Here is a 26,712-nt window from a genome sequence, read left to right as displayed (position 1 = left end):
CCCAACGCAATGAGCTGAACGCGTGCACGGAGAAACTTCATATGGACAGGTTCAACAACGATGGCTACTTCTACACACAGCCCCAGGGGCCGTGGGCGGGGGAGGAGCCGCTGAAGCAGTACGACGGCGTGCCCTTCCCGGCCCAGCAGTCCTGGGAGGGCGCGCCGCGCACCACCGTGGTGATGGACGGCTGGGACCCGGACGAAGAGCTGGCGGCCATGACGTCGCCGACGCCGAACCAGCAGCCACCGGCGCCGCACCGGCAACCGGCGGCACCGAACGGGCAACCCGCGGCACCGAACGGGCACGCCGTCCCCGATCCGCAGGCCGGACCGCACCTCAGGATCGACCGGCGCCGGCCACGGCGCAGAAGTCGCTTCCTGGCGGCCCGGGGCACCGTACAGGCCAAGATCCTGATCTCCGCGATCTGCGTGTGCGCGGGGGTCCTGCTGATCTGGTCGGTGGCCTACACCTACGGCCAGCTCCGTACGATCGCCACGGGACTGCTGCCCGACGCGGTGGCCCTGTGGTGGCCGCTGGCGGTGTACGGGCCGTGGTTCCTGGCGGCACTCTCCATCGCGCGGGCGACCATGCAGCACCGGACGGCATACCGCTCCTGGGCGGTGCTCCTCGCCTCGTCGGCGGTGGCGGTGGCCCTGTGCGTGGGGCACTCGTCGCGCTCGATCATGGCGTTCGTGATGTTCGGATTCCCGCCCGTGACGGCTCTGGTGTGCTTCTGGGAACTCATCGGCCAGGTGCCCTCCAGGCGCTGGACCCGGCAGGGAGCGCACGCTCCGAGGATTCCCGGAGCGTAGGGCACCCCGTCAGGGAGTGACCGCCGGGCGGGTCATGGGTGCCCCGGCTCGGGAAGGCGCGTCATCGACGTTACCGCGGGCCTCTGTTTCTGCCGTCGACCTGGAGACAGAGGCCCGTACGCGTGTGTACGGGAACCGGGAGGTGGCGCGCCGTCAACTCACGTGCGGGGGCGCCACATCGCCTCACGGCCGAGCCGCATCGCCTCACGGCCGAGCCGGACGGCGGGCTCCGGATCGCCGACCCGGGCCAGGCCGAGACCGCGACGGGTGTACTGCTCGATCTGGAGGAGCTCGGCTCTGGGCATCGTGTCCTCCGAGTATCGCGACCGGTTGGGGTGAACCCGCGTGCGGGACCGTCCCTGTGCATGATCTCGCGGCGGGTGCGGGTCTGAGGGCCGGGGGCGACCTGGGCGGGTGCCAACTCTTGCGATGTGAGTGGGAGTTCGTGGGCGGAGGCAGGGGGTGGGCGCGGCGGTCCGGTCGTGGATCTCCGGTGGGTCGTTGCGCGTACGGAGGGACCGAAGTGACCGGGATACTGAAGTTCCGGCGCCTGTGGAATGTCAGGTGATGTGTGTGGCGCCGCCCTGCCTTTGACCTTGGCCCGGCCCCTGTCGCCTGGGGCTGCTGGAGCCTTGGGTCTGCGGGCGACGGCCGAGTGGTCGGTCGGGTTCGGTGGTTCGGTGGGGAGTGGCCGTCGGGGTCGGCCCGGCGATTTACGGCCCGGCCGTGCGGGGGTGGCGGGGCCGGCGCGCGGTAGGGCCGAAGCGTTGCCGGCGGCAGGCACGGCAGTGGAGGGGCGCGTGTGTATCTGCTGCGTGCCTGCCGGGGTGGTGGGTCAGACGACGGCGAGTCGGTCCACCAGTAGTGCGACGCGTTGTTCGGCGTATTCCGCCGGGAGCCGCCCGGCGCGGGTCAGGGTGGCCAGACCGTGCAGGGCGGCCCAGAACGTCTCGGTGAACAGTCCCGGGGAGACGCCCTTGCCCGCGGCGTCGCTGAGGCTTTCCAGCAGGGCGGCGAAGGCGTCCTTGAGCGGTGCGGGGGTGTCCTCCTGGGCGAAGGCCAGGCCGCCGTCGAGCTGGAACATCGCGTCGTAGACCGCCGGGTGGGCGGCGGCGAAGGCCAGGTACGTGCGGGCCAGTGCGGCCACCCGGGCGCGCGGGCCGTCCGCGGTGGCGGCGGCGGCCCGCACCGCCGCGGCCATCTCGGTGGCGCCCTGCAGTGCGACGGCGCCGATGATCTCGCGTTTGCCGCGGAAGTGGCTGTAGAGGACGGGCTGGCTGTACTCGATGCGCTCGGCGAGCCGACGGGTGGTGACCGCCTCCCAGCCGTGCTCCTCGGCGAGTTCCCGGGCCGTCGCCACGATGAGGCGCTCGCGGCTCGCCCGCTCGCGCTGCTTGCGTTCCTGTACCGACATAACTCGATCCTAGCACCGCTAGACAATCCAGCGGCAGTAGCAGTAGCGTTGCTTCATCACCTAGCAGCGCTAGATCCTTCAGGAGTCCTCATGCTCACCGCACTTCAGGTCTTCACCACCGTGGCCGTCGGACTGATGGTGGGGGTGGAGTTCTGCGTCGCCTTCGTCGTCAACCGGATACTCGACGCCCTTCCCGAGGACAGCGGCCAGCTGGGCCGTGCCCACGGCGGCCGGATGCTCGGCGCCCTGATGCCGTTCTGGTACATCGGCTCCCTCGTCCTCGTCGCGGTCTGGGCCGTGGCCGACTGGCAGCAGCCGGGCGCCGGTCTCGTCGTCGTGGCGGGCGCACTGCTGGCCCTGAGCGTGGTCATGTCGGTCCTGCTGCTCGTCCCGATCAACAACCGGGGCAAGACGTGGACGCCCGAGAACCGGCCCGCGGACTGGAAGCAGCAGATGAAGCGCTGGGACCGCTTCCACTACGTCCGCGTCGCCCTCCTCGTCGCCGCCCTCACCCTGCTGGTCACCGCCCTCGCCTGAGCCGGGGCCCAGCCCGACGGGGGACAGCCTGCTCCTGGTGAAAGTCACGGTCAGGGAATCGACCGAGGCGCTCGCCACGGCGTTCGGCAGCCCCGAATTGAGGGGGCCTGGCGGCCGAGTTCTCCCACGCTCCCAGCAACTCCCCGCGCTCCCCGCAAATCCCGCGCTCCCGGCAAATCCCACGCTCCCCGCGCTCCCCGCAAATCCCGCGCTCCCGGCAAATCCCACGCTCCCAGCAACTCCCCGCGCTTCACGCATCTCCCCAAGCTCCATGCAAATCAACGGACCTACGCCCGGACTTACGCCGAGAAGACCCGCAAGGAGAGCTCAATGTCGCTGAAGAAGTTCAACACCGTCCTGGCCGCCGCCTTCATCCTCTTCATCCTCTGGTTCGGGTCGGAGTTCATCCTGAGCCCGGAGACGACGGCACCCGGCTTCGGACTGCCGAGCTGGCCGTCCGGCGACGGCGGCGGCTTCCTGTCATCAAGGGAATCCGCGACGTCGTCATGGCCCTGGTCCTGGCCGTCCTGCTGATAACGGGCCATCGGCGGGCGCTGGGCTGGGCACTGCTGGTCGAAGCCTTTGCCGCGTACGGAGACATGGCGACCGTACTCGCCCACCACGGCTCCGTGGCCATGGCGCTCGGCGTGCACTGCCTGACCGCGACGCTGATGGTGCTCAACGGCCTGCTGTTCCTGCGCGAGACCCGCAAGGGGGCGGCTGTTCCGGCGACGGCGGCCGTGCGGCCCGCGTGACCCCCGCCGCCCGGCCCGGCCGGGCCGTCACCCGGGGGGAGGCACCAGGAGGGGCCGGGGGCCTGCACCAGTGCGGCGCAGGACCGAACACGACAGGCTGAACCGGCCGTTGACCACTCATGTTTGGAGGAAATCGTGGCCGTCTCCGCCTCACCGTTCCCGCGGAGGAGAGCACCTCGGAGGAGAAGCCCGCGGAGGGCAACGCCCTACCGCGGCGCCCTCCGGGCCGCAGGCGTGGCCGTCTGCTGCGGCTTGCTGCTGAGCGGGCCGGCCGTGGCCACCGCTGCCGCCGTGCCCGCCGCCCACGCCCAGGGTCAGCATGAGGTGCGCGGCCGGGGGACGCTGGTCTCCGCCGAGAAGCTGTACACGCTGGCGAACCCGAAGGCAGTGGCGGCGGAGCTGACCGGTGCCGGGTTCGCGGCGGACGCCGTCCGGCACGGCGTGGTCGCCTACCGGCTGGTCTACCGGACCGTCGATCCGCACGGGCGGCCCACCACGGCCAGCGGGCTGCTGGTGCTGCCGCTCAACAGCGAGCGGCGCTTGCGGGCGGTCTCCTTCGCGCACGGCACCGGCAGCCACAAGGACGACTCCCCGTCCATGCGGCGCGGGGCGTTCGTGTCCGCGCCCGTGATCGCGCACGCGTCGGCGGGCGCCGCGGGTGTCGCGCCCGACTACCTGGGGATGGGCAAGGGGCCCGGTCCGCACCCCTGGATGGACATCGGCTCGGAGACCACGGCATCCCTGGACATGCTGCGCGCGGCCCGCGCGTTCGCGCCGCGCACCGGCCGTGTGCTGGAGCGGAAGGTCATGGTCACCGGCTTCTCGCAAGGCGCGTCGGCGGCGCTGGGGCTCGGCAGGGCTCTTCAGGCGGGGGAGGACCGCTGGTTCGAACTGGGTGCGCTGGCACCGGTCAGCGGCGCGTACGACTTCGGCGGCACGGAGCTGCCCGCCCTGCTCAAGGGCAGCCTGGAGCCCAAGTCCAGCGTGCTGTACGCGGCCTACACGCTGGTGGCGTTCCAACGGCTGCACCACCTCTACGACGACCCCGGCGAAGTCTTCCGAGCCCCGTACGACAGCACCGTCGAGGCGCTCTTCGACGGCGCGCACACGGGAGAACAACTGATGAAGGGCACCCCGGGCACTCTCGACGAACTGCTGACCCCGCACGGCCGCAACCTGCTGGCCCATCCGACGGGACCGCTGGCAGCGGCACTGCGCACAACCGATGCCGTATGCACGGACTGGGCCCCTCGCGCCCCGGTCAGGCTCTACCGGGCGACCGACGACGAACAGGCCGTCACCGCCAACACGGACCAGTGCCGGACGGCGCTGCTCAGGAACGGCGTGGACGCCCCCGTGGTCGATCTCGGCGCCGTCGACCACCACGGATCCCGCCACCTGGGGTCCAACGTCGCGGCCACATCGGCGATCGTGCACTGGTTCGGCGAGCTGCGCGGGCGGTGAACGGGACGGGGGAGCGGGGGTGGGCCTCGATGCCGGGCTGCCGGGCCGATGGTGACAGGCGGCCACTCGGACGGCGGCCGGCTTGCCGGTCCGCCGTGAGGGCGGGGTTCAGGCCGGGGCCAGCCGGTCGAGTTCCTCACTGATCGTCCGCCGCAGCGCGTCATGGTGTGCGCACAGGGCATGACGGGCGTCGTGCCAGTGCTCGCGTGGGTAGAGCCAGACCGGCCGGTGGACGAGTTCCGCCGGCTCCCATGCGAACCGCGGCCAGACATGCGCGTGGAGGAACGCGTCGGTGTTGCCGAGGATCTCCAGGTTCACCCGCCGGAAGGCCGGATCCAAGCGACGGCAGGCACGCTCGACCGCTTCGCCGAGCACGTCCATGTCCGACAAGAACGACAGCCTCTTCTCCTTCGGCAGATCGGAGAGCCGTTGCACCCGCGGATCGTCGGCGAGCAGGACGGAGTAGCCGGGCAGGAACTGGGCATCGCCGATCACCGCGAACCCGGCCCGCAACCGGCGCAGCACGGTGGGGTTCTCGCCTCGCAGGGCACTCCCGATGCGGTCCGAACGCCAGTCGACTGTCATGAACGCAAGCCATCCTCGGTCGGACGTGTGCCGTCGGACCAGTATCCGCACCAGGACCGTTGGAACCGATACGGGCTCTCTCGTCCTCTGATGGCGCATGAGGAGACGTGAGTTCACGCGAAGTGGCCGCCGCCCCGCACGCCGTGGCCTGAAGCTCATGCCGGTCGGAGTCGTGCTCGGCCTGGCGTTCCTCGCGGCTGCCGTGGCCGCGGCAGCGGTCTTCGCCACGGCGTGGGGCCTGCTCGGCGCCCAGGGGCTGAAGGCCGAACCGCGTATCGACTCCAAGACACTGTTCGACCTGGTGAAGTTCTCCTTCGGCGTCGTGGCCGGAGCCGGTGCCCTCGTCGCGTTGGTCGTGGCCTACCGGCGCCAACGCGTCGACGAGGAGGGCGCGCACCGGGAGTCCACCCGGCTGCACACCGAACGCTTCTCCCAGGCCGTCGACAAACTCGGCTCGGACTCACCGGCGGTCCGCCTCGGCGGCATTCACGCACTGGCCGGCCTCGCCGACGACGCCCCCACACGGGAACTGCGCCAGACGTGCATCGACGTGCTGTGCGCCTACCTCCGGCTGTCCGCCCGCCCGGCGCCGAACGACCTGCCGGACACATGGCCCGACGGCACTCCGCCCACCGAGGAACAACGCGAAGCCCACCAGGAGAAGAAGGACCGGTACGCCGCGCTGCGCGAAGCCCGGCACACCATCTTTCGCCTCATCTGCGCTCACTACCGCGTTCCCCTCGGCGCACACGGCTCGTGGCAGGGGTGCGGGCTCGACCTCACCGGGGTCGTTGTCGACACCGATCTGGACTTCACCGGTGCCACGTTCGCCGACGGCACCGTGAACTTCACCGGCGCAACCTTCCGCGACAGCGCGGTCCGCCTGGCCGGTGCCACGTTCAGCGGCGGCAACGTGCACTTCGACGCGGCGGCGTTCGAAGGCGGCAGCCTCCACTTCGACGACGCGTCGTTCTCCGGGGGCAGGGTGAGCTTCGACACCGCGAAACTCTCCACCGGAGCGGTGAGCTTTGCCGCTGCCAGGTTCTCCGGCGGCCGGTTGAGCTTCCACAGCACAGAGCTGTCCAGCGGCAGCGTGTATTTCTCCGGCGCGAAGCTTTCCGGCGGCTCTGTGACCTTCCACCGCTCGAAGCTCTTCGGCGGCAGTCTGTGCTTCGACGCCGTGTCCCTGCTGCGGGGCAGCCGCCTGAGCTTCGACGCGGCGACGTTTTCCGGCTGCGTGGTGAGCTTCGCCGCGACGAGATTCTCCGGCGGCGACGTGCACTTCAACGACGCCCGGATCACCGCGGGCAGCGCCTACTTCGACGGTGCCCAGTTCTCCGGCAGCTTCGTGAGCTTTGCCGATTCGAAGTTCTGCGGCGGCACAGTGGACTTCGGCACCGCGGCGTTCACCGGGGGCACAGTGACCTTCGACGACGCGACATTCTCCGTCGGCAGGGTGGACTTCGGACAGGTCAGCGGAGCGGTGCCCGACGGGCTGCTCGATGCCGTCAGTGCGCCGTGGGCCCGGAGGGTCGTACTTCCCGCCCACTGGGCGCCCTCAACTGCCTAGGAGCGGAAAGGGTGGAGCGCCGGACCGTGCCCTCGGTGCGCGGACCGGCCTGGCAATACGTGCGGAGTTGAGGTGCCGTGGTGTCCGGGGTCAGTGGCCGCCGCGGGGTTCCGTGCAGCCGCCTTCCACGTACGGTCCGTGGGCCTCGATGCTTGTCGGGGTGCCCAGGTAGCCGGTGACGCAGGGGCCGATTCCGGGGACGGAGTAGGAGAAGCCGAGGGCGTTGCCGACGCGTTGGACGGTTCCGTTGTCGGGGCCGTAGCCGAGTTTGGTGAGGGCGGCGGTCAGGGCAGCCTCGTTCGCCGGGGGTGTGGTGCCGGGGCCGGTGAGGGCCTTTTGGATGCGCTGGGCATGGGCCTCGCCGCGGCAGCGCGCCTCGGGTGTGAGGCGCGCCTGCTGCTTGAACGCGTGGTTCTCGGCGAACTTCGCGGCCTCCGGATCGGTGGGCAGCGGCTCCGGCTTCTCTGGTCCGGTGGTGCCGGCGGTGGCCTTGGTGGCCTTGCAGCGGGCCGCGACGTCAGGGAACGCCTTGTCATGGGCGGCCCTGGCGGCGGCGGCCGAGGTCGAGAGGGCAGTTGGGGAGGCTGGGGTGGTCGGGGACGACTGGCCCGGTCCCGCGCCCGCCTTCTCGGTGCCGCAGGCGGTGAGTGTGAGCAGCCCCAGGGCGAGGGCGGCCATGGCCAGGGGCCGGTGCGAGGTGCGTATCACGGGGGCTTCCTTGTCGCCGACGGACTTGTGGCCCACGGACGCGGGACTCGGCGATTATGCACGGCCCCGTCACCTCGGGCACGGGCTGCCCCCAAGGCGGTCCGGGTGAGGTGCGGCCCGGCGTCCGGTGTCTCAGGCAGCCGGGGTCGGCCACAGGACCGGGTCCGGGAACGCGGGGCGCAGGTCCTTGAACGAAGGGGTGCGTGCGACGTCCGTCGTGCCCGGCACGAGGGCGCGGGTCTGCGACGTCCCTCGTGCGCGGGCCACCGCGGGCGAGCCTTCGCCGGGGAGGGCTTCGTCCGGCTCGGCCGGTCGGCCGCGGCGACGGCCGGTCGGGCGCGTTCCGCTCTCCAGCAGGATCGCCCGTGCCACCGCCCCGGCTCCCGCGCCGTGCCTTGCGGAGCCCGGCTGGAGCAGCGCGTGCCGGGCCTGGCGGCGGCGCTGGGAGGGGGAGGCGAGGACCATTTCCGGCGGGGTGTTGGTGGAGTGGACCAGGTGAGTGGGGGTGGGGGTGGGTGCCGAGGTGGGGGTGGGTGCGGAGGTGGGGGTGGTTGTTGGAGTGGAGGGGGAGTCGGTTTGCAGTGGGATCTCCACCACGTACATTCCGCTCGGTGTCCCCGGCATCTGGTACTGGAGCACCACCCCGCCGTGGAGGCTCACGACTCCCGTGGCGATCGACTGGTGCAGCGGGTCGCCGCCGGGGTACGGCCCGCGCACCTCGATGCGGACGCCCGTGTCGCTGTGCGTCGTCTCCACCACCGTCGTCAGGCCCTCCGGGTCTCCCCCGAAGTACTCCGGCCGGCCCGGGGCGGACACGTCGGCCAGGAGGTGCGCCAGGGCCGCGACCAGGCGGTCCGGGTCCACCTCCGCGTCGGGGGTCGGCGAGCCGCGCAGGGCGAACCTCACGTGTTCGTGGCCCATCAGTTCGACGCACCGGTGCATCGCGTCGTTCAGTACGGTGCCGAGGTCCGCCGGCCGGGTGTGCAGCACCTCGCTCCCGGCGGCGAGCCGTTGATGGTCGAGCAGGTCGTCCAAGGTGGCGGACATCTGCGTGTACTCCGCGGCCAGCCGTCCCAGCAACTGGCCCGCCTCGGGCCACAGATGCCCGGCCGCGTCGGCTGCCGCCGCGACGAGCCGGGAACGCATCTCCGCCACGTGCCCGCGCCGGAGCCCGTCCACGGCCTCCGTCAACTGGCCGTAGTGCTCGGCGAGTTCCTGGCACCGGCTCTCCCAGCGGCGCAGCTCCGCGCCGTGCTGCTCGGTCAGTGTGGCGCACTCCTCGGCGAGCTGTTCCTGCGCACGGCGGTCCAGCAGCGTGATGACGGCGCCGGTGACCCGCTCCCCGTCCCGCACCGGGGCGATGCGTACGTCCACCACGAGCCGGGTGCCGTCCTGCGTCCGCAGGCTCTGCCGCCGAAGCCGCTGCTCCCGGCCGGAGCCGAGCGCCTCGGCCAGCGGCGACGCCTCGAACGGGCAGGGTTCGCCATCGGCCCCGGTGTGCGGGACCAGCGTGTGGAACTCCTGGCCCCCCAACTGGCTCGCCCGGTACCCGAGGAGCCGCGCGGCGGCGGGGTTGGCGAGGACGATGCGCCCCTCGGCGTCCGTGCCCAGCACGCCCTCGGCCGTCGCCCGCAGCACCGTCCGCGTCTGCCGCCGCAGGCCGGCGAGTTCCTCCTCCGCCCGCAGTACCCCGGTCCGGTCCCGCACGGAGAGCATCAGCAGGTACTCGCGGCCCGTTCCGTCGCCGGTCCGGGGCGCGGCGGCGTCGGTGAAGTAGGCGGCGGAGACCTCCGCGTCGAACGGGCTGCCGTCCGTGCGCCGGGCGTCCATCCGCCGGGGCCAGGCGCTCTCCGGGCTTCCGGGCACCTCCCGCAGGAGCCCCGGGGCGGGCACGTGGCGCCAGTCGAAGTGCGGGAACAGGTCCAGCAGTCCACGGCCGACGAGTACCGCTTCGGGAGTTTCGAACAACGCCAGGGCCACGGCGTTGGCGCTCACCACCGTGCCGTTGTTGTTGACGACCACGAGGCCGTCGGGCACGGCCTCCAGAAAGGCGGCAGAACCCGCAAATGTCTGGCTGTTCACGATGACTCTCCCTGAAACGCAGATCCCTCGCGGTGTTCGCGAGCCACTCCCCGGCGCACCAAAACCTAGCCCCGTGAACCCGCGGCCCCTGCTGGAACGGGCCTGCTCAAGGCATCCTTAGGACCGCCTTAACCGTCCGATGATTCTTCCCTCACCTTGCGGCCGTCCCCGGCTCGAAGCGGGCAAGGCCGCCCGGGGCGCGCACCGGGCGCTCGTGCGCCGAAGGGCCTGGTGTCCGTCGGGGTGGTGGCATGCGGAGCCTCAATCACATGCGGGCCCCAACCACATGCGGGGCCGGTGCGCCAGCGCTTTGCGGAATTTGTGCGAGATAGTCGCGTTGGCCGCAATACTTGCGTGCACTTGCAGGGCGTACGTCGGTCCTTTACCCGTTTGTCCCGGGCTTTCCGAGCGGCTGTACCCCTGCCGGAGCGTGCCGACGCGCGCTGCACTTTCGCTGAACCGGCGATGAAACGACGGAGAAGCGACGACGAAGCGGAGGCGCGGGTGGCGGACGGCAGCAACGAGCAGTTGCGGATCGGCCTGCTCGGGCCGCTGACGGCCTGCTACGGCCGACGGCCGCTCGACCTGGGACCGGTGCGGCGCCAGGCGGTCCTCGCGGGGCTGCTGCTGTGCGAGGGCGGGCGGGTGAGCCACGAGCAGCTGCTCGACGACGTGTGGGGCGACCTCCCGCCACCGAGCGGAGTACGCGTCCTGCCGAGCCATGTCTACGCCCTGCGCCGGACCCTGGACGCGGGCGGCGGGGCGGCGGGTTCCGTCATCCGCAGCGGCAAGGGCTGGTACAGCCTCGACACCCACCGGATCCGGCTCGACGCGCACGAACTGGCCGAACGGGCGGGCCGCGCCCAGGCCGCCCGGAGCGCCGCCGCACCGGCCGCCGCGCTCACCGGCTTCGACGAGGCGCTCGCCCTGGTCCGGGGCGAACCACTGGCGGGCCTTCCCGGCCGCCGCGCCCGAGCGGTGCGCCGGCAGCTGTCCGAGCAGTGGCGTGCGCTGCGGCGGGGCCGTCTGGAGTGCCTCTTCCTGCACGGCCGGTCCGCCGAGGCGCTGGACGAGCTGGCCGAACTGGTCGCCTGCCACCCGCTGGACGAAGCGCTGCTGACCCTGCGCATCCGGGTGCTGTACGCCGACGGGCGCCAGGCGGAGGCACTGGACGCCTACCACTTCGTACGCGGGCAACTGCGAGAGGAGCACGGTACGGAGCCGGGCGAGGAGCTGCGGCGGGTGTACGAGGCCGTACTGCGGCAGGACGACGCCGTGCTCCTGCCCCCGGGCGGGCCGCCGCCGGTCACCCCTGCGGCGCGGCCCGCCGCTCCGGCCATGATCAATGAACTGCCCGCCGAAACAGAGCAGTTGGTCGGGCGGGGGCGGGAACTGGAACTGCTCGTCGGCCCGCCGGACCACCCGGCGGGAGTCGCGGTCCTCGCGGTGGACGGCACCCCGGGGGTCGGCAAGACCGGCCTGGTCGTCCACGCGGCCCGCCGGCTGCTCGCCCGGCACCCCGACGGCTGCCTCTTCGTCGACCTGCGCGCCCACAGCATGCGCCGCCCGCTCGCACCCCACCGCGTGCTACCGCGGCTGCTGCGCGCGATCGGCATCGACAGCGACCGGATCGGCGGAGAGCGGATCGGCGGAGAGCGGGTCAAGGGGGATCGGGGTGGTGGCGACCGGGCCGGCGGCGTTCGGAGCGGCCGGATCGGCGGGGACCCGGACGAACTGGTCGCCGCCTGGCGCACGGCGACCAGCGGACTGCGTCTGCTGCTGGTCCTCGACGACGCCCTGGGCGCACAGCAGGTACGGCCACTGCTCCCGTCCGGACCGGGCAGCACCGTGCTCGTGGCCAGCAGGCGGCGCCTGACCGCCCTGGACGCGACCCGCCGCATCTCGCTGGAACCCCTCGCCGACCGCGACAGCGTCGAACTGCTCAGCAGCATCGTGGGGCAGGAGCGCACCGAGCGGGAGCCGGGCGCCGCCCGCGACCTCGCCCGGTACTGCGACGGGCTGCCCCTGGCACTGCGGATCGCCGGGGCACGCCTGCAGACCCGGCCCGGCTGGACCCTGGCCCACCTGGTGGACCGGATGGCCGGCGAAGACGGCGGGCTGGGCGAGCTGAGCGGCGGCGGGCGCAGCGTCGAGGCCGCCTTCCAGCTCTCCTACGACCAGCTCGCCCCCGACCAGCAGCGGACCTTCCGCGTCCTGGGCCTGGCGCCCACCGCCGAGTTCGACCTGCTCACCCCGGCGGCCATGCTGGCCCGGCCTGCCGCCACCGTCGGCCGGACCCTCGAAGACCTGGTCGACTCCGGCCTCGTACACCAGCCGGGACCCGGCCGCTACCGGCTGCACGACCTGGTGCGGGCACACGCCCGCCGCCTGGCCCGCGCCGTGCCCGCGGAAGCCGCCGAGGCGAGCACGGCGGCACTGCGCCTGTACCTGGACGCGGCACGGGCGGCCAGCGACTGGGGGCCGCGCGGCTTCCCCTCCCCGCTGCCGCCCGGCAGCAGGGCCTTCGCCGGCTGGCGCGACGCGGCGGACTGGCTGGACGCGGCCGGCGGTGACCTCGTCGACGTCGTCAGCCACGCCCTCGCCCTGCACGAGTACGACCTGGCCTGCTGGATCGCCGAGGCGCTGACCGACTACCTCACCAGCCGGGGGCGGTACCACGACGCCCAGACGGCACTGCGTATCGCCCTGGACTGCACGCACCGCGCCGGAGACCCCCGGATGGCACCCGCGCTGCGCAACTGCATGGGCCTCACCGAGCTCTATCTCGTCCGCCCCGACCGGGAGCAGACGTGGTTCGGGGCGGCGGCCGTGCTCAGCCGCGCCCGGGGGGACCGGCGCGAGGAGGCCCGAGCCCTGGCGGGGCTCAGCTCGGCCGCACTGCAGAGCGGCGACGTCGACACCGCCGACACCCTCGTCGCCTCCGCCCTGGAACTCGCCCGCCACCACGACGACGACTGGATCGCGACGGTCTCCCACTGCTCCCAGGGCTTCGTGCGCCTCGCCCAGGAACGCGTCGAGGAAGCACTCGACGCCTTTCGGGCCGGGTACGAGCGGGCCCGCAGGGTCGGTCGGCCCCGGGTCCTCAGCCGCACGCTGACCTGCATGGCGGACGTCCACCTCGCCCTCGGCCGGGCACAGCAGGCGACGCCGCTGCTCCGTGAGGCGGCCGACCTGGTGACCGAGGCCAAGGACCTCCTGCTGCAGGCACTCGTCCTGGCCCGGCTGGGCACCGCCGCGCACCAGGAGGGCGACCTCGAAGCCGCGGTGACCTGCTTCGGGCAGGCCCTCACCGCACAGCAGGACATGCGCCCGGAGGACGAACCCCAGCGCGAGAGGCTGGAGATGGACATCCACTGCCGGCTGGGCCACGTCCACCTCGCGGCCGGCCGTCAGGACGAGGCCGGGCGCCACTTCCGTACCGCCCTCGCGCTGCCCGGCGCCGCGGGCTGCCCCGCGGAACAGGCACAGGCACTCGAAGGGCTCGCCCAGTGCGCGCCCAGGGCGGCCACAGTGCTGCCCGCCCGCTGAATTCGCCGCCCCCGCGGGTTCCCTGCCGCCTTCGGTGACCTGCGGGAACGGCGGGTCATCGCCCGTTCAGCGAAAATGCAGCGCCCTTCGTGACACTCGTGCGACCCGTTGCCGAGGGAGGCGCCTTGAAGTTCCGCACCCACCTGCCCGCCGTCGTCACCACCGTGCGCGCGGGAGACGCGCGGGCAAGGACCGCGGAGTCCCCGACACGGGCGGGGCGGGTGAGCGGCGGCAGCAGACGGCCGGGGGAGGAGAACGGCGGAGCGGCTCCCGGCCGCGTCCCGGACGCCGCCGAGGTGCCCCTCCGTGATCCGGGCCCGTCGGCCGGTGCCATGGGCGAGGAGTCATGACCGAGCATCCGCCCACGGGTCCTGCCGAGTGGCCGCCCTGCCGCGACCGGACGCTCTTCGCGCCCGACGAGGCCCTGCACCTCAGCGAGTTGAGCCTGCGCGCCGAGGACTACCGGGCGTTCAGCGCGGGCCACCGGATCGCCCTGCTGCACGGCGCCGGAGCGACGCACGGCGACCTGTTCGCCAAGCACCTGCTCTTCCAGCCCACCACGGGCAGGACGGACGTCGTCGACTTCGGCGCGGCCGGCCGGGCAGGCATCGACCCCGACCGCATGTTCCCGGACTTCGCCACGGTCCACCTGGCCATGGGCGCGTCATGGGCGCGCGGCTTCCTCGCCGGGTACGTCAGATCGAGCCTTCTGCTGATCGATCCGCAGTGCCCGGGGTACACCGCCGCCTTCCTGGCGAACGCCGGGGGAGAGGTCCGCTCGGTGGCCGAGGCGGCATGGCCGGTGTTCACGGAGGCCCAGTGCACCGCCCTGCTGGCCCCGGTACTCGGCCTGGACCGCGGGTTCCCCCGGCTCACCGGGGACCTTCCGCACGGCGCGATGTCCCCGGACGACCTGGCCATCGTCCGGTGCGCGCTGCTCGCGGCGGGGGTCGGAGACCCGGCGCGGCTGCTCCCCGATGTCGCGCCCCCGGGTGTGGTCGGCCTGCTGACCGCCCTGCTCGCCGAGAACAGGAGCAGCGCGGTCGGCCCCGACCTGCTGGTTCCGCGGCTCGGCGCCTGGGGCGGGCTCGGCGAAAGGCTGGACCACCCCGAGGTGCCGAGGCTGCTGGCCGGAATGGCCGACATCTGCGACTGGCTCGCGCTGCGGCTCGACCGTCCGGCCGCCCCGTCCGAGTCCGCCCTCATCAACAGCGTGCGCGCCGCCAGACTCTCCCTGATGCTCCTCCAGCACTCGTCCTGGCCCGTCGACCAGCTGGAGTCCCAGGAACTGAAGATCACCTCGCGGCACCGTCGGCTCAGTTGGTACCCGCACATGCTGGCAGCGGATCCCGGCGACGGGCGCTATGCGCAGACCGTGACCTACTCGATGTCCCGGACCGGTCTCTACCGCAGGATGTTCGCCGTGAACTCGACCGGGGGAAGGACGGCGAGCAGCCGCCTGTGGTCGGCCAGTTGGCGCGCCCTGACCCTGTCGAGAACCGCCCTGCGCAATGCCCTCGCCGCCCTGCGATCGGACACGGCGGAGGAGGACCGGGTGGACGCGCCCCTCATGGTCTGGCTGCTGGCGACCCAGTACCAGCAGGCCGCGAGCGACAACCTGCGGGCTTCGCTGGCGGTGCACGGACTGACGTACGTCTCGAAGAACCACCTCAGGCTGGCCCACGAGGTGATGGTCGCCGAGGAGACCGGCAAGCTGCTCAGGGCGGGGAGGGCCGATCTCCTGCGGACGGCGGAGAACCTGAGGGTGGCCCCCGACCGCGGCGACGACTTCGACCGGATGCTGGTCCGGTGTCCCGCCCCGGAGTACTGAAGCGACACCGGGCGGGCGGCCGTCGGCTCCGCAACTGATCCTTTTCGGCTCCGCAACCGGTCCTTTTTGGGTCTTCAACTGCCACTATTCGCTAGGTGGTTTTACGGGACCGCCGGGCGGGGAGCCCCTGCGGCGGGCCTGCTGTCCCGGGACGTCGGTGCCGAAGGGCACACCCGGGGCGGGCGGTGGTGGTGAGGCGAGCCGTTGCTGCAGTTCCCCGTGGGCGAACTCGTAGCTCGCACCGGTCTGCCGGAGCACGCCGTGCGTGTGGGCGTCGTCGAGGAAGCGCATCAGGTGCCAGGGAAGGCGCGCACGCAGCGCCAGCCACCACCGCGCGACGGTGAACCGCCCGTACGCCGCCCGGAGGAAGCCGAACGCCAGCCCCACCGCGACGGCGTTGGCGAGCCCGACCCTCAGCCCGAAGGCGAGGTCGTCCCCGGACCCCGGCGGGAAACGGGGACCCAGGCCCGTACTCACCCCGACCGCGAGGCCGCCCACGATCCCCGTCGCCCAGAAGGTCCGGCGGTCGCCCGCCAGGGAGACCGCCGGGTCCGCGACCGCCGTGGTGTCCGCCGGCGCGCCCTCCAGACCGCCCGCGAGACTGCCCAGCACGGTGGTGACCACGCCGAGGAGCAGCCCACGGGCCGGTCCTGCCTGGAGACCGGCCGCGAGCCCCATGGTGAGCCCGGCGACCAGGCCGGTCACCAGTCCCGTCCACGACCAGTGGAACCCGCTCGCGGGCCTGACGTGCCGGGCGAGCGTGGCGGCGCATCCGGCGCCGAGGCCGAGCCCCACCCCGTTGATGAGCGGGGCGGCCGTGACGACTTCGGGCCGGCCGGTGAGTACGGCGGCGAACCCTCCCGCGAACCCGCCGACGAGGCCCGCCCGGAACCCGCCCATCGAGCCGACCGTGATGCACGCGGCCAGCGCCCCGGTCAGCGAGGGCCCGACCCCCTGCTCCGCGCCGAACAGCACCATGGCGAGCAGGGTGCCCAGAACACCGCCCAGCAGGCCCCCGCCGAGCGCGGCGGCCATGCCCGACCCGCTGCCGAACAGCCGCCGCCCGAGGAGCCCGCCGCCGACCGCCGCCATCAGCCCGATCCCGGCCGAGGCGGGAATCCGCAGCCCGTACGCGCCCAGAGCCGCCGAGACGGTCCCGACGAGCAGCCCGGACAGCAGCCGCGGCGCCGCACCCGCCAGCCGCCACCAGCCGAGGTCCGTGATGCCGTCGAGCCGTTTCCCGAGGTCGTCGGCGAGGAAGGTGAGCCACCCCAGCGCCTGGTCGCCCTTCCTGGGTTCCAGGCGGTACGCGGCGGGGACGAAGCCGTCGAGGAGCAGCTCCCGGACGTCACGGGGCGTGCGGAGGTTCCCCCGGAGCAGTTCGGCGGGGCGGCGCGGAAGCGCGGAGAGCGCCTCGCCCGGCCGGGGGTTGTAGATGACACGGGCCATGCCGATCATGAGCGGCGTGTTCAGGGTGCGGGCCACGGGACGGGCGGGGTCGGCCCGGATCGCGGCGAGCACCTCGTCCCAACGGGCGGCGCCCGCGGGCCCGCCCGCCGTGGACCGCAGGTGCGCGGCCACCTGCGCGAAGTGCAGCGGTCGCAGCTCGACCCCTGCCGCGCCCGCCACCTGGAACCCGTTCGCGCCGTCGGGCGGCCGTACCGCGGCCCGGAACTCGGCGCTGCGCGAGGCGAGGACCAGGCCCTGCCCGGCGAGCAGGGCATCGTTGATCCGGCGCACCGCCAGGCCGCGCACCCCGGCGGGCAGTTCGTCGAACCCGTCCAGCAGGGTGAGCACGAAGCCTTCGTCCAGCAACGCACGGGCCACCGTGCGGCGCCCGTGGAGCCGGCCGGGGACCTTGCGGTTCAGGCCGGTGAAGTCGACGGTGAGCCGCTGCTCCAGCCAGGTGCGCAGGTCCTGGTGCACGGGGTCCCAGGAGGAGAGGGAGAACAGGACGGGCACCGGCGCACCGGGCGTGCGGCGGGCGATCAGGTCCAGTACGAGGCGTACGAGCAGGATGGTCTTGCCCGCGCCGCGCTCGCCGAGCACGACCAGCCGCCCGGTGGGGATCCGGGCGAGGACGTCGGTCAGCCGCCCCTCACCGGCGAGTTCGCCGGGACCGCCCGCCCAGGAGCCCTCGGCCGGCGGAACCGGCCAGCCGGCCCCCGTCCGCGCCAGGGCGACCAGGCCGTGCCAGTCCTGCACCAGGCCCGGGTCCACGGCCTCCCAGCGCACGGACAGGGGTGCCGGATCGCCCAGCATCCGCCGCAGCGACTCCTTCTCCCACAGGCCGTGCACCGCTGTCGCCAGGTCGTCGGCGCGGGCCGCCAGCGGCCGGTCCTTGCGCCCGAAGAGCTGGAACCGGATGTCCCGGCCCGCCATGTAGACCCGGCCGTGCCCGCCGGCCTCCGCCCGCTGACCGAAATCGCCCCGTGGCTCGCCGTGCGCGCCCCGTCTTCTGCGGTACTTCCCGTCTCCGCTCATCGGCGGGGCGGGACTACGTGCCGCCGTCGATGTGCAGGTCCCCGGCGGCCTGGTAGTTCCTGCCGTGGTCCCTGGCGTACGCCCGCATGTCGATGCTCGTGATGCGGTCCCGCTCCTGCTGCGGCAGCGACGGGGTCAGGTCCTCCTCGACCACGCGCTTCAGTTCCGCTTCCAGCGCCGCGTTCCGGCGCAGCAGACGCGCGAGACGCCCCTCCCACTCGGCGGCCAGCCCCTCCTCCTCCGCCCGGCTGTCGCCGCCCTGCTGTGCGCGGAGGGCGAGCACCTCCTCGCGCAGTTCTTCGAGTTCCGCCTCGACCGTGCCGGCCCGTTCCGGATGCACCCGTTTCCACAGTGCGACCACGCCGTCCCGTGCCCGCTGCCATCCGTCGGTGGCCATGGCTCCCACCAACGCCGTGGCCGCCACCACCGTGATCGGTTCCATCGGTCCTCCCTCGTTCGTCGCACGATGGGGACATCAGCGTTGCGCCTTCGGTCCGCGCACGGCAACGGTCCGGACGGTTCGGTCCGCTGATTCCGGCCGGTGGGCGGGCCGGGGACGTGGTCAGCGGCAGTCGTTGAGCCAGTCGCCCGGGATCAGGTCGCGTACGCGGTCCAGGGCTGCCGCCGTCCGGCCACGGGCCAGCAGGGACGCGCCGTCGTCGTCGCGCACGAGGACGTCCGGACCCAGGAACCACCGGATCTCCTCGCCCGGGGGGTACACGGGGAACGGCAGCCGGACGAAGTGCGTCTCCAGCACTTCCACCGCGTCGTCGTGCTGGCCGTCTTGGTCGTCCTGGCCGTCCTGGCCGTCCTGTTCGAGGTAGTCGCAGAGCTCTTCGTCGGCCTGCAAGGACTCGGAAAGGACGATTTCGACGCAGCAGAGGGACAGCCGCTCCAGCCACTCCTGCCACCGCTCGGCGCTCATGTCGGCGAGGTCGAGCCGCACGAACACCGCGGGGTCGTCCTGCGCGAGGCTGTCGAGGAGGATGCCCCAGGAGGCCGCTCCCTGGTTCTCGTGGCGGAAGACCAGGGCTTCCTCCGCGTCGTCGACGTACAGCTCCGCGGGGCCGAGCAGGACGTCGTGGTTGCTGGTGAGATCCGGTCGGCGGCCGAACAGCAGATACGCCTCGCGCAACGCCGCCGGCAGCCGCAGGCCCAGCCTCTCCTCGGCAGCGTCGAGGTCGGCCTCCGCCCATCCGTCGCGGCCGCCGAGAGCCGTGCCTGCCCAGTGCGCGGCGAAGCCCCGGACGAAGGTCCACGCACCGGCGCGGTCCTCGACACCGCGCACGAGAGCAGCGCCGAGCTCGAACTCCTTCGCCGCCACGCCTGCCGTGCCTGTCATGCCTGCCGTGCCTGTCATGGCGGGAAGATATCCGCCCCGCCGGCCGGCCCTCCTCGCGGGGCACCGCTCCGGCCGCCGGACCGCCCGAGGACGGCGAGCGGCATACTGTCCGCGCGCCACCCCCCCCCCCAACTGCCCTTCCCGACACGGCCGGAAGCAGAGAGCGTGAAATCTGACATATGGCGCATCGGCGCTGGTCTTGCCGCTGCCACCGTGACGGCACTCGCCCCGTCCTCGTGCACGGCGAGCAAGCCCGTCGTCACTCCGAAGGCGGTCACCCATGCCGAATTGGTCGGCCGATGGGACGGGGAGCGGAAATGCGGTTCGCCGGTGGTCCGGCTGCACGACGACTACACCTTTTCCAGCAAGGACTTCCCGGTCGAGTGGGACGGCCCCGGCCCTGATTCGGAGGTGACGCGCCGCTCGTCCGACGGAAAGTGGCACGGCGTCAACAAGGACCCCGGCCTGCCGCCCTACCTGGTGCTCAGATTCAAGGATCACAACGACATCCAGATCCTGCGGTTCATCATGGAGAAGGGGAAGCTCCACATGGACGGGACGGTCCACGCGGACGGTGGGGACCCCTATCCGTACCCGTGCCACTACACCCGCACTTCCACGGACCCCGAGGCCAAGGACGCGTCGTCGGGGACGCCCCGCTGACGGACCGGTGCGGCGAGACCTGCGGGCCGTTCTGCGGGAGCACCCGCGGACGCGAAAATCCGGGCGGAGGTCGTGCCTGCCGTGTTCCCATGCCTTCATGATCTTGATCTCCAGCAGTGTTCACTCCGAGGTCTTCACGCACTTCGACGTGAAGTCCGCCGACGTACCGGAGAGTTCCTGCTATCCGTACTCCCCGGTCTTCCGTACGGCCGTCGACGGCGTCCCTGCCGCGGTCAAGCGGACCAGGAGCCCGCTTCCGTACGCCGAAGGCATCGCCCGCTGGCTGGGCGAGCTGTCCGCGCTCGGGATACGCACCGTCCGGCCCCTGCCCCGCCCCGGCAATCCCGCCGCCCTGGGCGAGCACGTCTGGGTCGCGTACCCGTGGGTCGACGGCTTCCCGTACGACGCCTCACTCGGCCATGTCGCGGGCGCGGGAGACCTCCTGGGCCGCATCCATGCCGCGCCCGTCACCGGTACGGGCATGTTCCGCTTCCGGTGGCCCGATGCCGATCAGGCCTCGGCCGACGAGGACATCGCCGGTCTCACCCGGGTTTTCACCAAGTACGCGCCGGACCTGAACGGCAGCGCACTGCCCCGCCTCACCGCCTGGCTGAACGACTTCCGCTCCGAGACGCTGCCGCCCATCCGGGACGCGCGACTTCCCACCGCCGCCGTCAGCATGGACTTCCGCGCCAACAACCTCGTGTACGACGCGGACGGCGTCCCCACCCTCATCGACCCGGACAACGCCGAGGTCGCCGTCCGCCTGCTCGATCTCGCGCTGGCCGTCCTCCTGTTCCACAACGAGGCCGACGGCGGGCCGCCGCGCCTCTTCGACGCGAGGGAGTGGGCGGCCTTCCGGGACGCGTACACGGCCCATGTCGAACTCACCCCCGAGGAGCGTGCCGCCTGGCCGACCGCCCTGCGGTACATGCTGGTCGAGTGGGCGGTGTGGTCGCTGATCGCGGCCGAGGACTGGAACGACTGGGAGGACCCGCACCAGGGGGCGTTCCTGCGCGCGCTGGCTACGGCGGACTTGGGGGTGTTCGCCCTGTAGGGCCGTCGGGCGGAGATGAACCACCCTGTGCGGTAGCGCAGTTGAGGGCGTCCCGTGTCGGGGCATGGGCAGGATCTCGACGTGGCAGGTGCGGCCCGCTCCGGGTGATCAGTCCGTTGCGTGGTGCAGTCGGGTGGTGGCGATGTTGAGGCGCATGCCGGCCGGGACGCGGGTGTCGGCCCCGCGCAGGGACTCGGCGGCGGCGAGGAACTCGGCACGCAGGCGCGCGGTCTGGTCCCTGTCGAGCGCGGCCATTTCGTAGTACGCCTCGGTGAGGGCGTCCCAGACCTGCTCCGGTGTGCCGCCCATGTCGAGTACGACGGTGTCCCAGCTCACCGGCGCGAATCCGGCCGGGCCGAACAGCTCGTCCAGGCCCTCCCGGCTGCGGGCCCGGCCGTCGCCCAGCCGCGGAACGGACCGCTCAGGCGATGCCGCATCGAAGTAGGGGCGGGCGAGGGTCAGGAACAGGCTCATGGCCTCGCCCTCGACGGCCCCGCCACCGACGGCGACGGCGAGCCGGCCTCCCGCCACCAGTACCCGGGCCGCCTCTGCGGCTATTCGGTCCACGTCGTGCATCAGCATCAGCGCCATGTGCGACACCACGGCGTCGAACGAGTCGTCGGCGAAGGGCAGTTCCTGGGCCCGGCCCTGCCGCAGGTCCGCGTCGGCGAGTGCGGGACGCAGCCGGGCCAGCGCCAGCTCCTGGTCGGCCAGGTCGATGCCCGCCAGCTCCCGGGCGCCGGCCGCGGCCAGCACCTCCAGCAGTCCGCCGTCCGCGCACCCCAGGTCGAGCACCCGCCGGGCCCCCGCGACCTCGGCGGCCAGAACCTGGTAGCCGGTTCGGCCGTCGGCCAGCGGGGCCCGCTCGGTGTTGACCGACTGGCGCCCGGGACCGGCGTTGTGGAAGTCCCGCAGGAACGTCTCGGCGGTCTCGGAGCGTGAGCCGTGGGGAGAGGGGGGTGTGATCATCTTCGCGAGCGTACAGGGCAGTTGGCGATCTGGGAGGGGTACGTGCGGGGCGTCCCGGGGCCGGCGCCCCGGGGGGCGGCATCAGGTACGGCCGCCGCCCGCCCCCGCACCGAACGGCGTCAGCCGTTCAGCCGCTCCTCCAGCACGACGGTCACGCTGTCGCCCTCCTCCTTCCCGATCGCCTTGCGCACGTCCGCCTTCACGGGCAGTTTGTGCGTGCCGTCCCCCATGGCCATGAAGGAGCTCTGGAACGGGTGGCCGTCGACGGTGCCGCGGACCTTGACCAGGCCACGGGTGCCGAAGTACTCGGCCGATCGGGGCCACACGACGTAGGTCCAGCCGCCCTTGGCCGGGCTCTTCCGCAAAGTCGCGGTGAACTGTTCGTTCATCGGGATACCGCCTGTTCAGGAGTCCTGGACGAGGATGAGCTGGTTGCCGTCGGGGTCGCGAAGTCCGAACATCGGCGGAACTCCGGGCCCCATCCGAAGTACCTCGGCATCCGTGTCGACACCACCCGCGCGCAGATCGGCGTGGTCGGCGTCGGCGTCGCCGGTCGTCAGACGGATGCCGGCCGGGACACCCTCCGTGACGAGCGCGAGGGTCGTCGCCGCTCCCGGCGGTGCCACCTCGATCCAGCGCCCGGGGCCGAAGGGCATGTCCCTGCGTACTTCGAAGCCCAGCTGCTCGACGTAGAAATCGAGCGCCTTCTGCTGGTCGGTGACGCGAATGGCGACCGTGGCCACCTGGGTGATGCGATTCGTACCGTTCATTGCCTGCCTCCGCTCTCCGTTGTCCGATTGCACACCAGGTAAGACGGCGGCCGGGGGGAAAACTCATCGCTGCTCGTCGCGGGATGTGGAAACTGGCGCCCTCCGGCCCGGCCGGCCCGGGTCCCGGCCGCTCTTCCGGTCCTGTTCGGGTTCGATCGCAGGCGATCACCCGTAAGGGTGCACCTCCTGTCGCGGGGGTCCCGGCCGTGCGGGTGCGGAACGTACCGTCACGCCGAAGCGGCTGGGACGCAGGGTGCTGCTGAGACCGGATGGGGAGTGGACGGGTGCGGAACAGCGGGGAGTGGGCGGCGCGGGCCAGGTGCCGGGCCGGGGACGCCGACGGGTTGTTCGCCGAGGGGGCCGCCCAGAACGCGGCGACAGCGGTGTGCGCACCCTGCCCGGTGCGCACCGAGTGCCTGGCGCACGCGCTGGACCAGCGGATCGAGTACGGGATCTGGGGCGGGACGACCGAGCGGGAGCGGCGCGCGCTGCTGCGCCGCCGGCCGACCGTACGGTCCTGGCGGGTGCTGCTGGAGACCGCACGCCGCGAGCACCGGCAGCAGAACGCGCAGACCTCCCGGCGGCGCGCGGCGGGCTGAAACCCGGACGCACGGTCCCGCCAGGCCCCGGGGTCCGGGGTTCGGGATTCGGGCCGGGGCCCGGGGTCCGGGCAAGCCAGCGGCCCCTGCGGCCCCCGCGGCTCCGCTCGGCCGCTGCTGTCCACGCGCGGCCCCGCTCGGCCGCCACCGCCCGCGCGCGGCCCCGGCCCGCCGTCACCGTCCGCGCGTCACGGTGGTGACCCTCCTTCTTCGCTCGCGGTTCACCCCGCCGTTCCGGTGTGCAGAAATCCTCCTCGTGGCGCGCTCCCGGGTCTCGGGTCGTTGCCGCCCGCACGAAGGAGAGCCGGTTTCCATGTCCCACCCCGTGCCCGAATGGGCCGACCCCCAGGTCCCCGCGGAGTCGCTCGACGCGCAGGGGCTCAGCCGTCGGGGGCTGATGCGCCGCGCCGGTCTGTTCGGTGCGGCCTTCGCCGCCGCCTCGCTGCCGTTGCCCGCGCTGGCCGACGGACGGGGGCAGCAGCCCCAGGGGCACGGCAACGGAGGAGGCCACGGAGGAGGGCACGGAGGAGGGCACGGAGGAGGGCACGGAGGAGGGCACGGAGGAGGGCACGGCCATGCTCCCGACCTCGTCTATCTGGTCGGGGACCACCACAACCACAGCGTCTACAGCCACGACGCCAAGTACACGTTCTCCCAACTGGCGCGGGCAGGGCAGAAGTTCGGCCTCGACTGGATGGTCTTCACCGAGCACAGCAACGTCGGCCACGCCGAGTTCGGCGCCGCGCGCGAGCACCGCGAGATCCTGCGGGCCCGTGCCGAGAACCGGCGGATGCTGATCTTCCAAGGCCTTGAGTGGTACATCCCCGGCGCCGAGCACTGCACCGTCTTCTCGCCGCCCGGCCGGCACGAGGTCGATCTCCTCACCCGCTTCGAGAAGGCCTTCGACGGCAAGCTGCTCGGCTACACGGCCGGCGCCCCGACGCACCCCGACACCCCGCGCAACGAGGCGCACGCGGTCAAGGCCCTCAAGTGGCTGGCCGAACAGCGCCGCACCCGGTACGTCGACGACGTCCTCGTCCTCGCCAACCACCCCATGCGGCTCGGCATCGACTCGCCGCACGAGATACGCGGCTGGCGCGACGCCGCACCCGAGATCATGATCGGCATGGAGGGCGCCCCCGGCGCCCAGGCCGGGGCGATCCCCGGCTGGCACCCGGCCACCAACGTCCGCGGCGAGTACACCAACTCACCCTCCGCCGACTCCTGGCCCGGCTACCCCCGCGAGGCCTACGTCACCTACGGCGGCTTCGACTGGGCGACCGCGACCGTCGGCGGCCTGTGGGACGCGATGCTGGCCGAGGGCAAGCTCTTCACCATCACCTCCAACTCCGACGTCCACCGGGTCGCCCAGGACACCTGGGTCAACGGAGCCTGGCCGCCCGGACAGGACTTCGACAGCACCGGCCGCCTCCCCGACCCGTACAACACCACCGAGCCGCAGCCCGGCGGCGACTTCTGGCCCGGCCAGTTCAGCCGTACGCACGTGGGCGTCACCCGGTACGGCTACCGGAACGTGATGGACGGGCTGCGGGCCGGCCGGGTCTGGGTCGACCACGGCCACCTCGTCGACGGCATCGACGTCAAGGTGCGCGGCGAGCGCGGCAACAGCGCCACCCTCGGCGGCCGGCTGCGCGCCCGGCGCGGCGAGCGGCTCACCCTCACCGTCACGGTCACCGCGGCGTCCCGCCGGAACCCGTCCGGTGTGCTGCCGCGCCTGGCACACGTCGACGTCATCCGCGGCGCGGTCCGCGGGCCGGCCGCCGACCGGGACGACTGGCACGCCCCGGACACCAGGGTCGCCCACACCGCCGACGTGTCGGGCCGCCGCGGTACGTACACCCTGCGCATCCCGCTCGGCAGGGTGGACGAATCGTTCTACGTACGGCTGCGCGGCAGCGACGGCAAGCGCCACGGGGCGGGCTTCCTCGGCAGGGCGACCGACCCCCACGGCCCCCTGCCGCACGAGCCCGGCAAGGGCAACCCGTGGCTCGACACCTGGTTCTACACCAACCCGGTCTTCGTGGACGCCACCCGCTGAACGGACGCACCGGAGTCCGGGGCCGCGCCCCCGGCGGCGTCCCGGCGAAGCCGTCCCCGTGATGTCGCCGCCGCGGTGCCGTCCTCGTGATGTCGCCGCTGCGGTGCCGTCCTCGTGATGTCGCGCCCGGCGATGCCGACCTAGCGGTTTCTCAGCCGGGCTGCGGCGGTCAGTACCGGGGTGCCCAGGGCCAGCGCGGCGGTGCCGAGCGTGCTGTCGGTGGCCAGAATCAGGCGGACCGTTCGCATCCCCCGGGTGAGGACCTCGCTGCCGCGCCGGCGCATGCCCGCCTCGAACAGGGCCACGGCCCCGGCCGTCGTCGTACGGCCGTCCCGGACGTCGCCCAGGTGCCGGAGCAGCGCGGCGGCATCACGGATCGCCGCGCCCGCCCCCATCCCGGCGGTGGGCGGCGTCGCGTGGACGGCGTCGCCCAGCGCGGTGACGCGGCCCGCCGGCCACGGGGCGAGAGCGGCGGCCCTGGTCGGGGCGGCGTGGAACCGGTACGCGGCCACGCTGCGCGGATCGGCGCGGGCGACCACTTCGAGCGTGTGCCGGGCCCAGCCCTGCCCGTCGAAGCGGCTCACCAGCGCGTCCCGCAGCGCGCCCGCGCGCAGCCCGCGCAGGGAATCGGTCGCGGTGGACTCGGGGAACATGGCGCCCCAGATGTAGGTGGGGCCGGTGGTGACGGACATCCGCAGCTCGGGGGCGTCGAGCGCGGCATTGCCGACCGGGTCGAGGAAGCCGACGTACAGCGCTGCCCCGCGGGGGCCGACCGCAAGCCCCGAGCGTGTGCCGAGCCGTTGCCGCTCGCCGGGGCCCAGGTCGGCGCGGAGAGTGCGGCCGGAGAAACCGACGATGCCCGCCGGGCTGCTGGTACGCCCGCCCGCCAGGTACCGGGCGACCACGGAGTGGGTGCCGTCCGCGCCCACCACCAGATCCGCCGGGACGCGATCACCGTCGTCGAGGAGCACGTGGGGTGTGCCGTCGGCGTCCTGGCCGACGCCGGACACCGCCCGCCCCAGGTGCAGGGCGTCGCCGGCCTCCTCGGCCAGCAGCACGCGCAGCGTGATGCGGTCGACGTCGATACCGCTGTCGCCGCCCAGCTCCGGCCCGTGGCCGAGCAGCCTGCCGCGGCGGTCCCAGAACGCGTCGCGGTCGCGCAGCCGCAGCGCCGAGCCCGACGCCAGCAGCCGCCGTACGGTCGCGGGTGCCACCAGCTCCCGCAGCGCCGATTGGGCCCGCCCGTCCAGGGTGATGTGGTAGCCACCGGTCGAGGCCACGTCGGTGTCGCGGTCGTACACCGCCACCTCGTACCCCCTGCGGCGCAGCCCCGCCCCCAGTGCCAGTCCACCGATTCCGCCACCGACCACGACAACTCGCATACCCGTCCGCCTCTTTCCGCCGCTGCCCGTCTGCTCCGGCCCCGCCACGGTGACACCGGTAGTGGACATCAAGTGGC

At 72.9% G+C, this 26,712-nt stretch carries 23 protein-coding genes and 1 pseudogene; 12 read left to right on the top strand and 12 right to left on the bottom strand.

Features of this window, described 5'->3' with window-relative positions; translation table 11 throughout:
- Positions 1 to 41 precede the first annotated feature (41 nt).
- Positions 42 to 815: a DUF2637 domain-containing protein gene (locus ACFYVL_RS02155; protein ID WP_389240810.1), complete on the top strand. Its 774-nt coding sequence runs from the start codon at positions 42 to 44 to the stop codon at positions 813 to 815.
- Positions 816 to 973: 158 nt separating this feature from the next.
- Here ACFYVL_RS02155 and ACFYVL_RS02150 read toward each other — a convergent pair whose 3' ends face one another.
- Both ACFYVL_RS02150 and ACFYVL_RS02145 read right to left on the bottom strand, forming a co-directional pair.
- Positions 974 to 1,120 (bottom strand): hypothetical protein, encoded by a 147-nt coding sequence (locus tag ACFYVL_RS02150; protein ID WP_389240808.1) that lies wholly within the window; start codon positions 1,118 to 1,120, stop codon positions 974 to 976.
- Positions 1,121 to 1,650: 530 nt separating this feature from the next.
- Entirely contained in the window at positions 1,651 to 2,229 is a 579-nt protein-coding gene (locus tag ACFYVL_RS02145; protein WP_389240806.1) for a TetR/AcrR family transcriptional regulator, read from the bottom strand.
- A 90-nt stretch (positions 2,230 to 2,319) separates the two neighbouring features.
- Here ACFYVL_RS02145 and ACFYVL_RS02140 point away from each other — a divergent pair, with 90 nt between their 5' ends.
- From ACFYVL_RS02140 to ACFYVL_RS02130, 3 genes and pseudogenes are all read left to right on the top strand, one after another.
- Positions 2,320 to 2,766 (top strand): anthrone oxygenase family protein, encoded by a 447-nt coding sequence (locus ACFYVL_RS02140; RefSeq protein ID WP_389240804.1) that lies wholly within the window; start codon positions 2,320 to 2,322, stop codon positions 2,764 to 2,766.
- A gap of 330 nt (positions 2,767 to 3,096) precedes the next feature.
- Positions 3,097 to 3,521: pseudogene (locus ACFYVL_RS02135) on the top strand (DUF4267 domain-containing protein).
- Positions 3,522 to 3,794: 273 nt separating this feature from the next.
- Positions 3,795 to 4,985: an alpha/beta hydrolase family protein gene (locus ACFYVL_RS02130; protein WP_389240802.1), complete on the top strand. Its 1,191-nt coding sequence runs from the start codon at positions 3,795 to 3,797 to the stop codon at positions 4,983 to 4,985.
- A 108-nt stretch (positions 4,986 to 5,093) separates the two neighbouring features.
- Here ACFYVL_RS02130 and ACFYVL_RS02125 read toward each other — a convergent pair whose 3' ends face one another.
- On the bottom strand, positions 5,094 to 5,570 hold the full coding sequence (locus tag ACFYVL_RS02125) for a diadenosine tetraphosphate hydrolase (protein WP_389240800.1): 477 nt from the start codon (positions 5,568 to 5,570) through the stop codon (positions 5,094 to 5,096).
- 157 nt (positions 5,571 to 5,727) lie between these two features.
- Between ACFYVL_RS02125 and ACFYVL_RS02120 the strand changes: the two genes are divergently transcribed.
- Entirely contained in the window at positions 5,728 to 7,140 is a 1,413-nt protein-coding gene (locus tag ACFYVL_RS02120; protein WP_389240798.1) for a hypothetical protein, read from the top strand.
- 90 nt (positions 7,141 to 7,230) lie between these two features.
- On the opposite strand, the gene ACFYVL_RS02115 is transcribed toward ACFYVL_RS02120, so the two are convergent.
- On the bottom strand, positions 7,231 to 7,848 hold the full coding sequence (locus tag ACFYVL_RS02115) for a hypothetical protein (protein ID WP_389240796.1): 618 nt from the start codon (positions 7,846 to 7,848) through the stop codon (positions 7,231 to 7,233).
- A gap of 132 nt (positions 7,849 to 7,980) precedes the next feature.
- The gene (locus tag ACFYVL_RS02110; protein WP_389240794.1) at positions 7,981 to 9,930 is read right to left on the bottom strand and encodes a PAS domain-containing protein; all 1,950 of its coding nucleotides are present in this window, start codon (positions 9,928 to 9,930) and stop codon (positions 7,981 to 7,983) included.
- 465 nt (positions 9,931 to 10,395) lie between these two features.
- Here ACFYVL_RS02110 and ACFYVL_RS02105 point away from each other — a divergent pair, with 465 nt between their 5' ends.
- The 3 genes from ACFYVL_RS02105 (at position 10,396) to ACFYVL_RS02095 (ending at position 15,310) form a co-directional block, all read left to right on the top strand.
- Entirely contained in the window at positions 10,396 to 13,479 is a 3,084-nt protein-coding gene (locus ACFYVL_RS02105; RefSeq protein ID WP_389240792.1) for a BTAD domain-containing putative transcriptional regulator, read from the top strand.
- A 125-nt stretch (positions 13,480 to 13,604) separates the two neighbouring features.
- Entirely contained in the window at positions 13,605 to 13,829 is a 225-nt protein-coding gene (locus ACFYVL_RS02100) for a hypothetical protein (protein WP_389240790.1), read from the top strand.
- A complete protein-coding gene (locus ACFYVL_RS02095; RefSeq protein WP_389240789.1) occupies positions 13,826 to 15,310 on the top strand; it encodes a hypothetical protein in 1,485 nt (494 codons plus the stop codon). The genes ACFYVL_RS02100 and ACFYVL_RS02095 overlap by 4 nt, the downstream gene beginning before the upstream one ends.
- An 84-nt stretch (positions 15,311 to 15,394) precedes the next feature.
- Here the strand turns inward: ACFYVL_RS02095 and ACFYVL_RS02090 are convergent, their stop codons facing one another.
- The 3 genes from ACFYVL_RS02090 to ACFYVL_RS02080 all read right to left on the bottom strand — a co-directional run bounded on the left by ACFYVL_RS02090 (position 15,395) and on the right by ACFYVL_RS02080 (position 19,154).
- On the bottom strand, positions 15,395 to 17,794 hold the full coding sequence (locus ACFYVL_RS02090) for an NACHT domain-containing protein (protein WP_389240787.1): 2,400 nt from the start codon (positions 17,792 to 17,794) through the stop codon (positions 15,395 to 15,397).
- 13 nt (positions 17,795 to 17,807) lie between these two features.
- Complete coding sequence (locus ACFYVL_RS02085; protein ID WP_389240785.1) at positions 17,808 to 18,236, bottom strand: hypothetical protein; 429 nt, start codon at positions 18,234 to 18,236, stop codon at positions 17,808 to 17,810.
- A gap of 120 nt (positions 18,237 to 18,356) precedes the next feature.
- A complete protein-coding gene (locus ACFYVL_RS02080) occupies positions 18,357 to 19,154 on the bottom strand; it encodes an SMI1/KNR4 family protein (protein WP_389240784.1) in 798 nt (265 codons plus the stop codon).
- Between the two features lie 147 nt (positions 19,155 to 19,301).
- Between ACFYVL_RS02080 and ACFYVL_RS02075 the strand changes: the two genes are divergently transcribed.
- The gene (locus tag ACFYVL_RS02075) at positions 19,302 to 19,799 is read left to right on the top strand and encodes a hypothetical protein (protein ID WP_389240782.1); all 498 of its coding nucleotides are present in this window, start codon (positions 19,302 to 19,304) and stop codon (positions 19,797 to 19,799) included.
- A gap of 97 nt (positions 19,800 to 19,896) precedes the next feature.
- Positions 19,897 to 20,856, top strand: a complete 960-nt coding sequence (locus ACFYVL_RS02070; protein ID WP_389240780.1) for a phosphotransferase enzyme family protein — start codon at positions 19,897 to 19,899, stop codon at positions 20,854 to 20,856.
- Between the two features lie 108 nt (positions 20,857 to 20,964).
- Here ACFYVL_RS02070 and ACFYVL_RS02065 read toward each other — a convergent pair whose 3' ends face one another.
- The 3 genes from ACFYVL_RS02065 to ACFYVL_RS02055 form a co-directional block, all read right to left on the bottom strand.
- Complete coding sequence (locus tag ACFYVL_RS02065; RefSeq protein ID WP_389240778.1) at positions 20,965 to 21,825, bottom strand: class I SAM-dependent methyltransferase; 861 nt, start codon at positions 21,823 to 21,825, stop codon at positions 20,965 to 20,967.
- Between the two features lie 119 nt (positions 21,826 to 21,944).
- A complete protein-coding gene (locus tag ACFYVL_RS02060; RefSeq protein WP_389240776.1) occupies positions 21,945 to 22,214 on the bottom strand; it encodes a DUF1905 domain-containing protein in 270 nt (89 codons plus the stop codon).
- Positions 22,215 to 22,229: 15 nt separating this feature from the next.
- Complete coding sequence (locus ACFYVL_RS02055; RefSeq protein ID WP_389240774.1) at positions 22,230 to 22,595, bottom strand: VOC family protein; 366 nt, start codon at positions 22,593 to 22,595, stop codon at positions 22,230 to 22,232.
- Positions 22,596 to 22,879: 284 nt separating this feature from the next.
- Between ACFYVL_RS02055 and ACFYVL_RS02050 the strand changes: the two genes are divergently transcribed.
- On the top strand, positions 22,880 to 23,194 hold the full coding sequence (locus ACFYVL_RS02050; protein WP_389240772.1) for a WhiB family transcriptional regulator: 315 nt from the start codon (positions 22,880 to 22,882) through the stop codon (positions 23,192 to 23,194).
- 313 nt (positions 23,195 to 23,507) lie between these two features.
- A complete protein-coding gene (locus ACFYVL_RS02045; protein WP_389240770.1) occupies positions 23,508 to 25,253 on the top strand; it encodes a PHP domain-containing protein in 1,746 nt (581 codons plus the stop codon).
- A 140-nt stretch (positions 25,254 to 25,393) separates the two neighbouring features.
- Here the strand turns inward: ACFYVL_RS02045 and ACFYVL_RS02040 are convergent, their stop codons facing one another.
- Positions 25,394 to 26,635, bottom strand: coding sequence for an FAD-dependent oxidoreductase (locus ACFYVL_RS02040; RefSeq protein WP_389240769.1), 1,242 nt, complete (start codon positions 26,633 to 26,635; stop codon positions 25,394 to 25,396).
- Positions 26,636 to 26,712: the final 77 nt, after the last annotated feature.

Origin of the sequence: Streptomyces sp. NPDC004111 (genome assembly GCF_042874215.1) — a bacterium.
Lineage (GTDB): Bacteria > Actinomycetota > Actinomycetes > Streptomycetales > Streptomycetaceae > Streptomyces.
The sequence above is the reverse complement of the archived record's forward strand: the minus strand, read 5'-3'. Positions and strand labels throughout refer to the sequence as shown.

Bases quoted from the DNA above. Each gene is read 5' to 3' on its own strand.
- ACFYVL_RS02155 (WP_389240810.1), top strand. From the start codon at position 42: ATGGACAGGTTCAACAACGATGGCTACTTCTACACACAGCCCCAGGGG.
- ACFYVL_RS02150 (WP_389240808.1), bottom strand. From the start codon at position 1,120: ATGCCCAGAGCCGAGCTCCTCCAGATCGAGCAGTACACCCGTCGCGGT.
- ACFYVL_RS02145 (WP_389240806.1), bottom strand. From the start codon at position 2,229: ATGTCGGTACAGGAACGCAAGCAGCGCGAGCGGGCGAGCCGCGAGCGC.
- ACFYVL_RS02140 (WP_389240804.1), top strand. From the start codon at position 2,320: ATGCTCACCGCACTTCAGGTCTTCACCACCGTGGCCGTCGGACTGATG.
- ACFYVL_RS02125 (WP_389240800.1), bottom strand. From the start codon at position 5,570: ATGACAGTCGACTGGCGTTCGGACCGCATCGGGAGTGCCCTGCGAGGC.
- ACFYVL_RS02120 (WP_389240798.1), top strand. From the start codon at position 5,728: ATGCCGGTCGGAGTCGTGCTCGGCCTGGCGTTCCTCGCGGCTGCCGTG.
- ACFYVL_RS02105 (WP_389240792.1), top strand. From the start codon at position 10,396: ATGAAACGACGGAGAAGCGACGACGAAGCGGAGGCGCGGGTGGCGGAC.
- ACFYVL_RS02095 (WP_389240789.1), top strand. From the start codon at position 13,826: ATGACCGAGCATCCGCCCACGGGTCCTGCCGAGTGGCCGCCCTGCCGC.
- ACFYVL_RS02090 (WP_389240787.1), bottom strand. From the start codon at position 17,794: ATGAGCGGAGACGGGAAGTACCGCAGAAGACGGGGCGCGCACGGCGAG.
- ACFYVL_RS02085 (WP_389240785.1), bottom strand. From the start codon at position 18,236: ATGGAACCGATCACGGTGGTGGCGGCCACGGCGTTGGTGGGAGCCATG.
- ACFYVL_RS02080 (WP_389240784.1), bottom strand. From the start codon at position 19,154: ATGACAGGCACGGCAGGCATGACAGGCACGGCAGGCGTGGCGGCGAAG.
- ACFYVL_RS02070 (WP_389240780.1), top strand. From the start codon at position 19,897: ATGATCTTGATCTCCAGCAGTGTTCACTCCGAGGTCTTCACGCACTTC.
- ACFYVL_RS02065 (WP_389240778.1), bottom strand. From the start codon at position 21,825: ATGATCACACCCCCCTCTCCCCACGGCTCACGCTCCGAGACCGCCGAG.
- ACFYVL_RS02060 (WP_389240776.1), bottom strand. From the start codon at position 22,214: ATGAACGAACAGTTCACCGCGACTTTGCGGAAGAGCCCGGCCAAGGGC.
- ACFYVL_RS02055 (WP_389240774.1), bottom strand. From the start codon at position 22,595: ATGAACGGTACGAATCGCATCACCCAGGTGGCCACGGTCGCCATTCGC.
- ACFYVL_RS02045 (WP_389240770.1), top strand. From the start codon at position 23,508: ATGTCCCACCCCGTGCCCGAATGGGCCGACCCCCAGGTCCCCGCGGAG.
- ACFYVL_RS02040 (WP_389240769.1), bottom strand. From the start codon at position 26,635: ATGCGAGTTGTCGTGGTCGGTGGCGGAATCGGTGGACTGGCACTGGGG.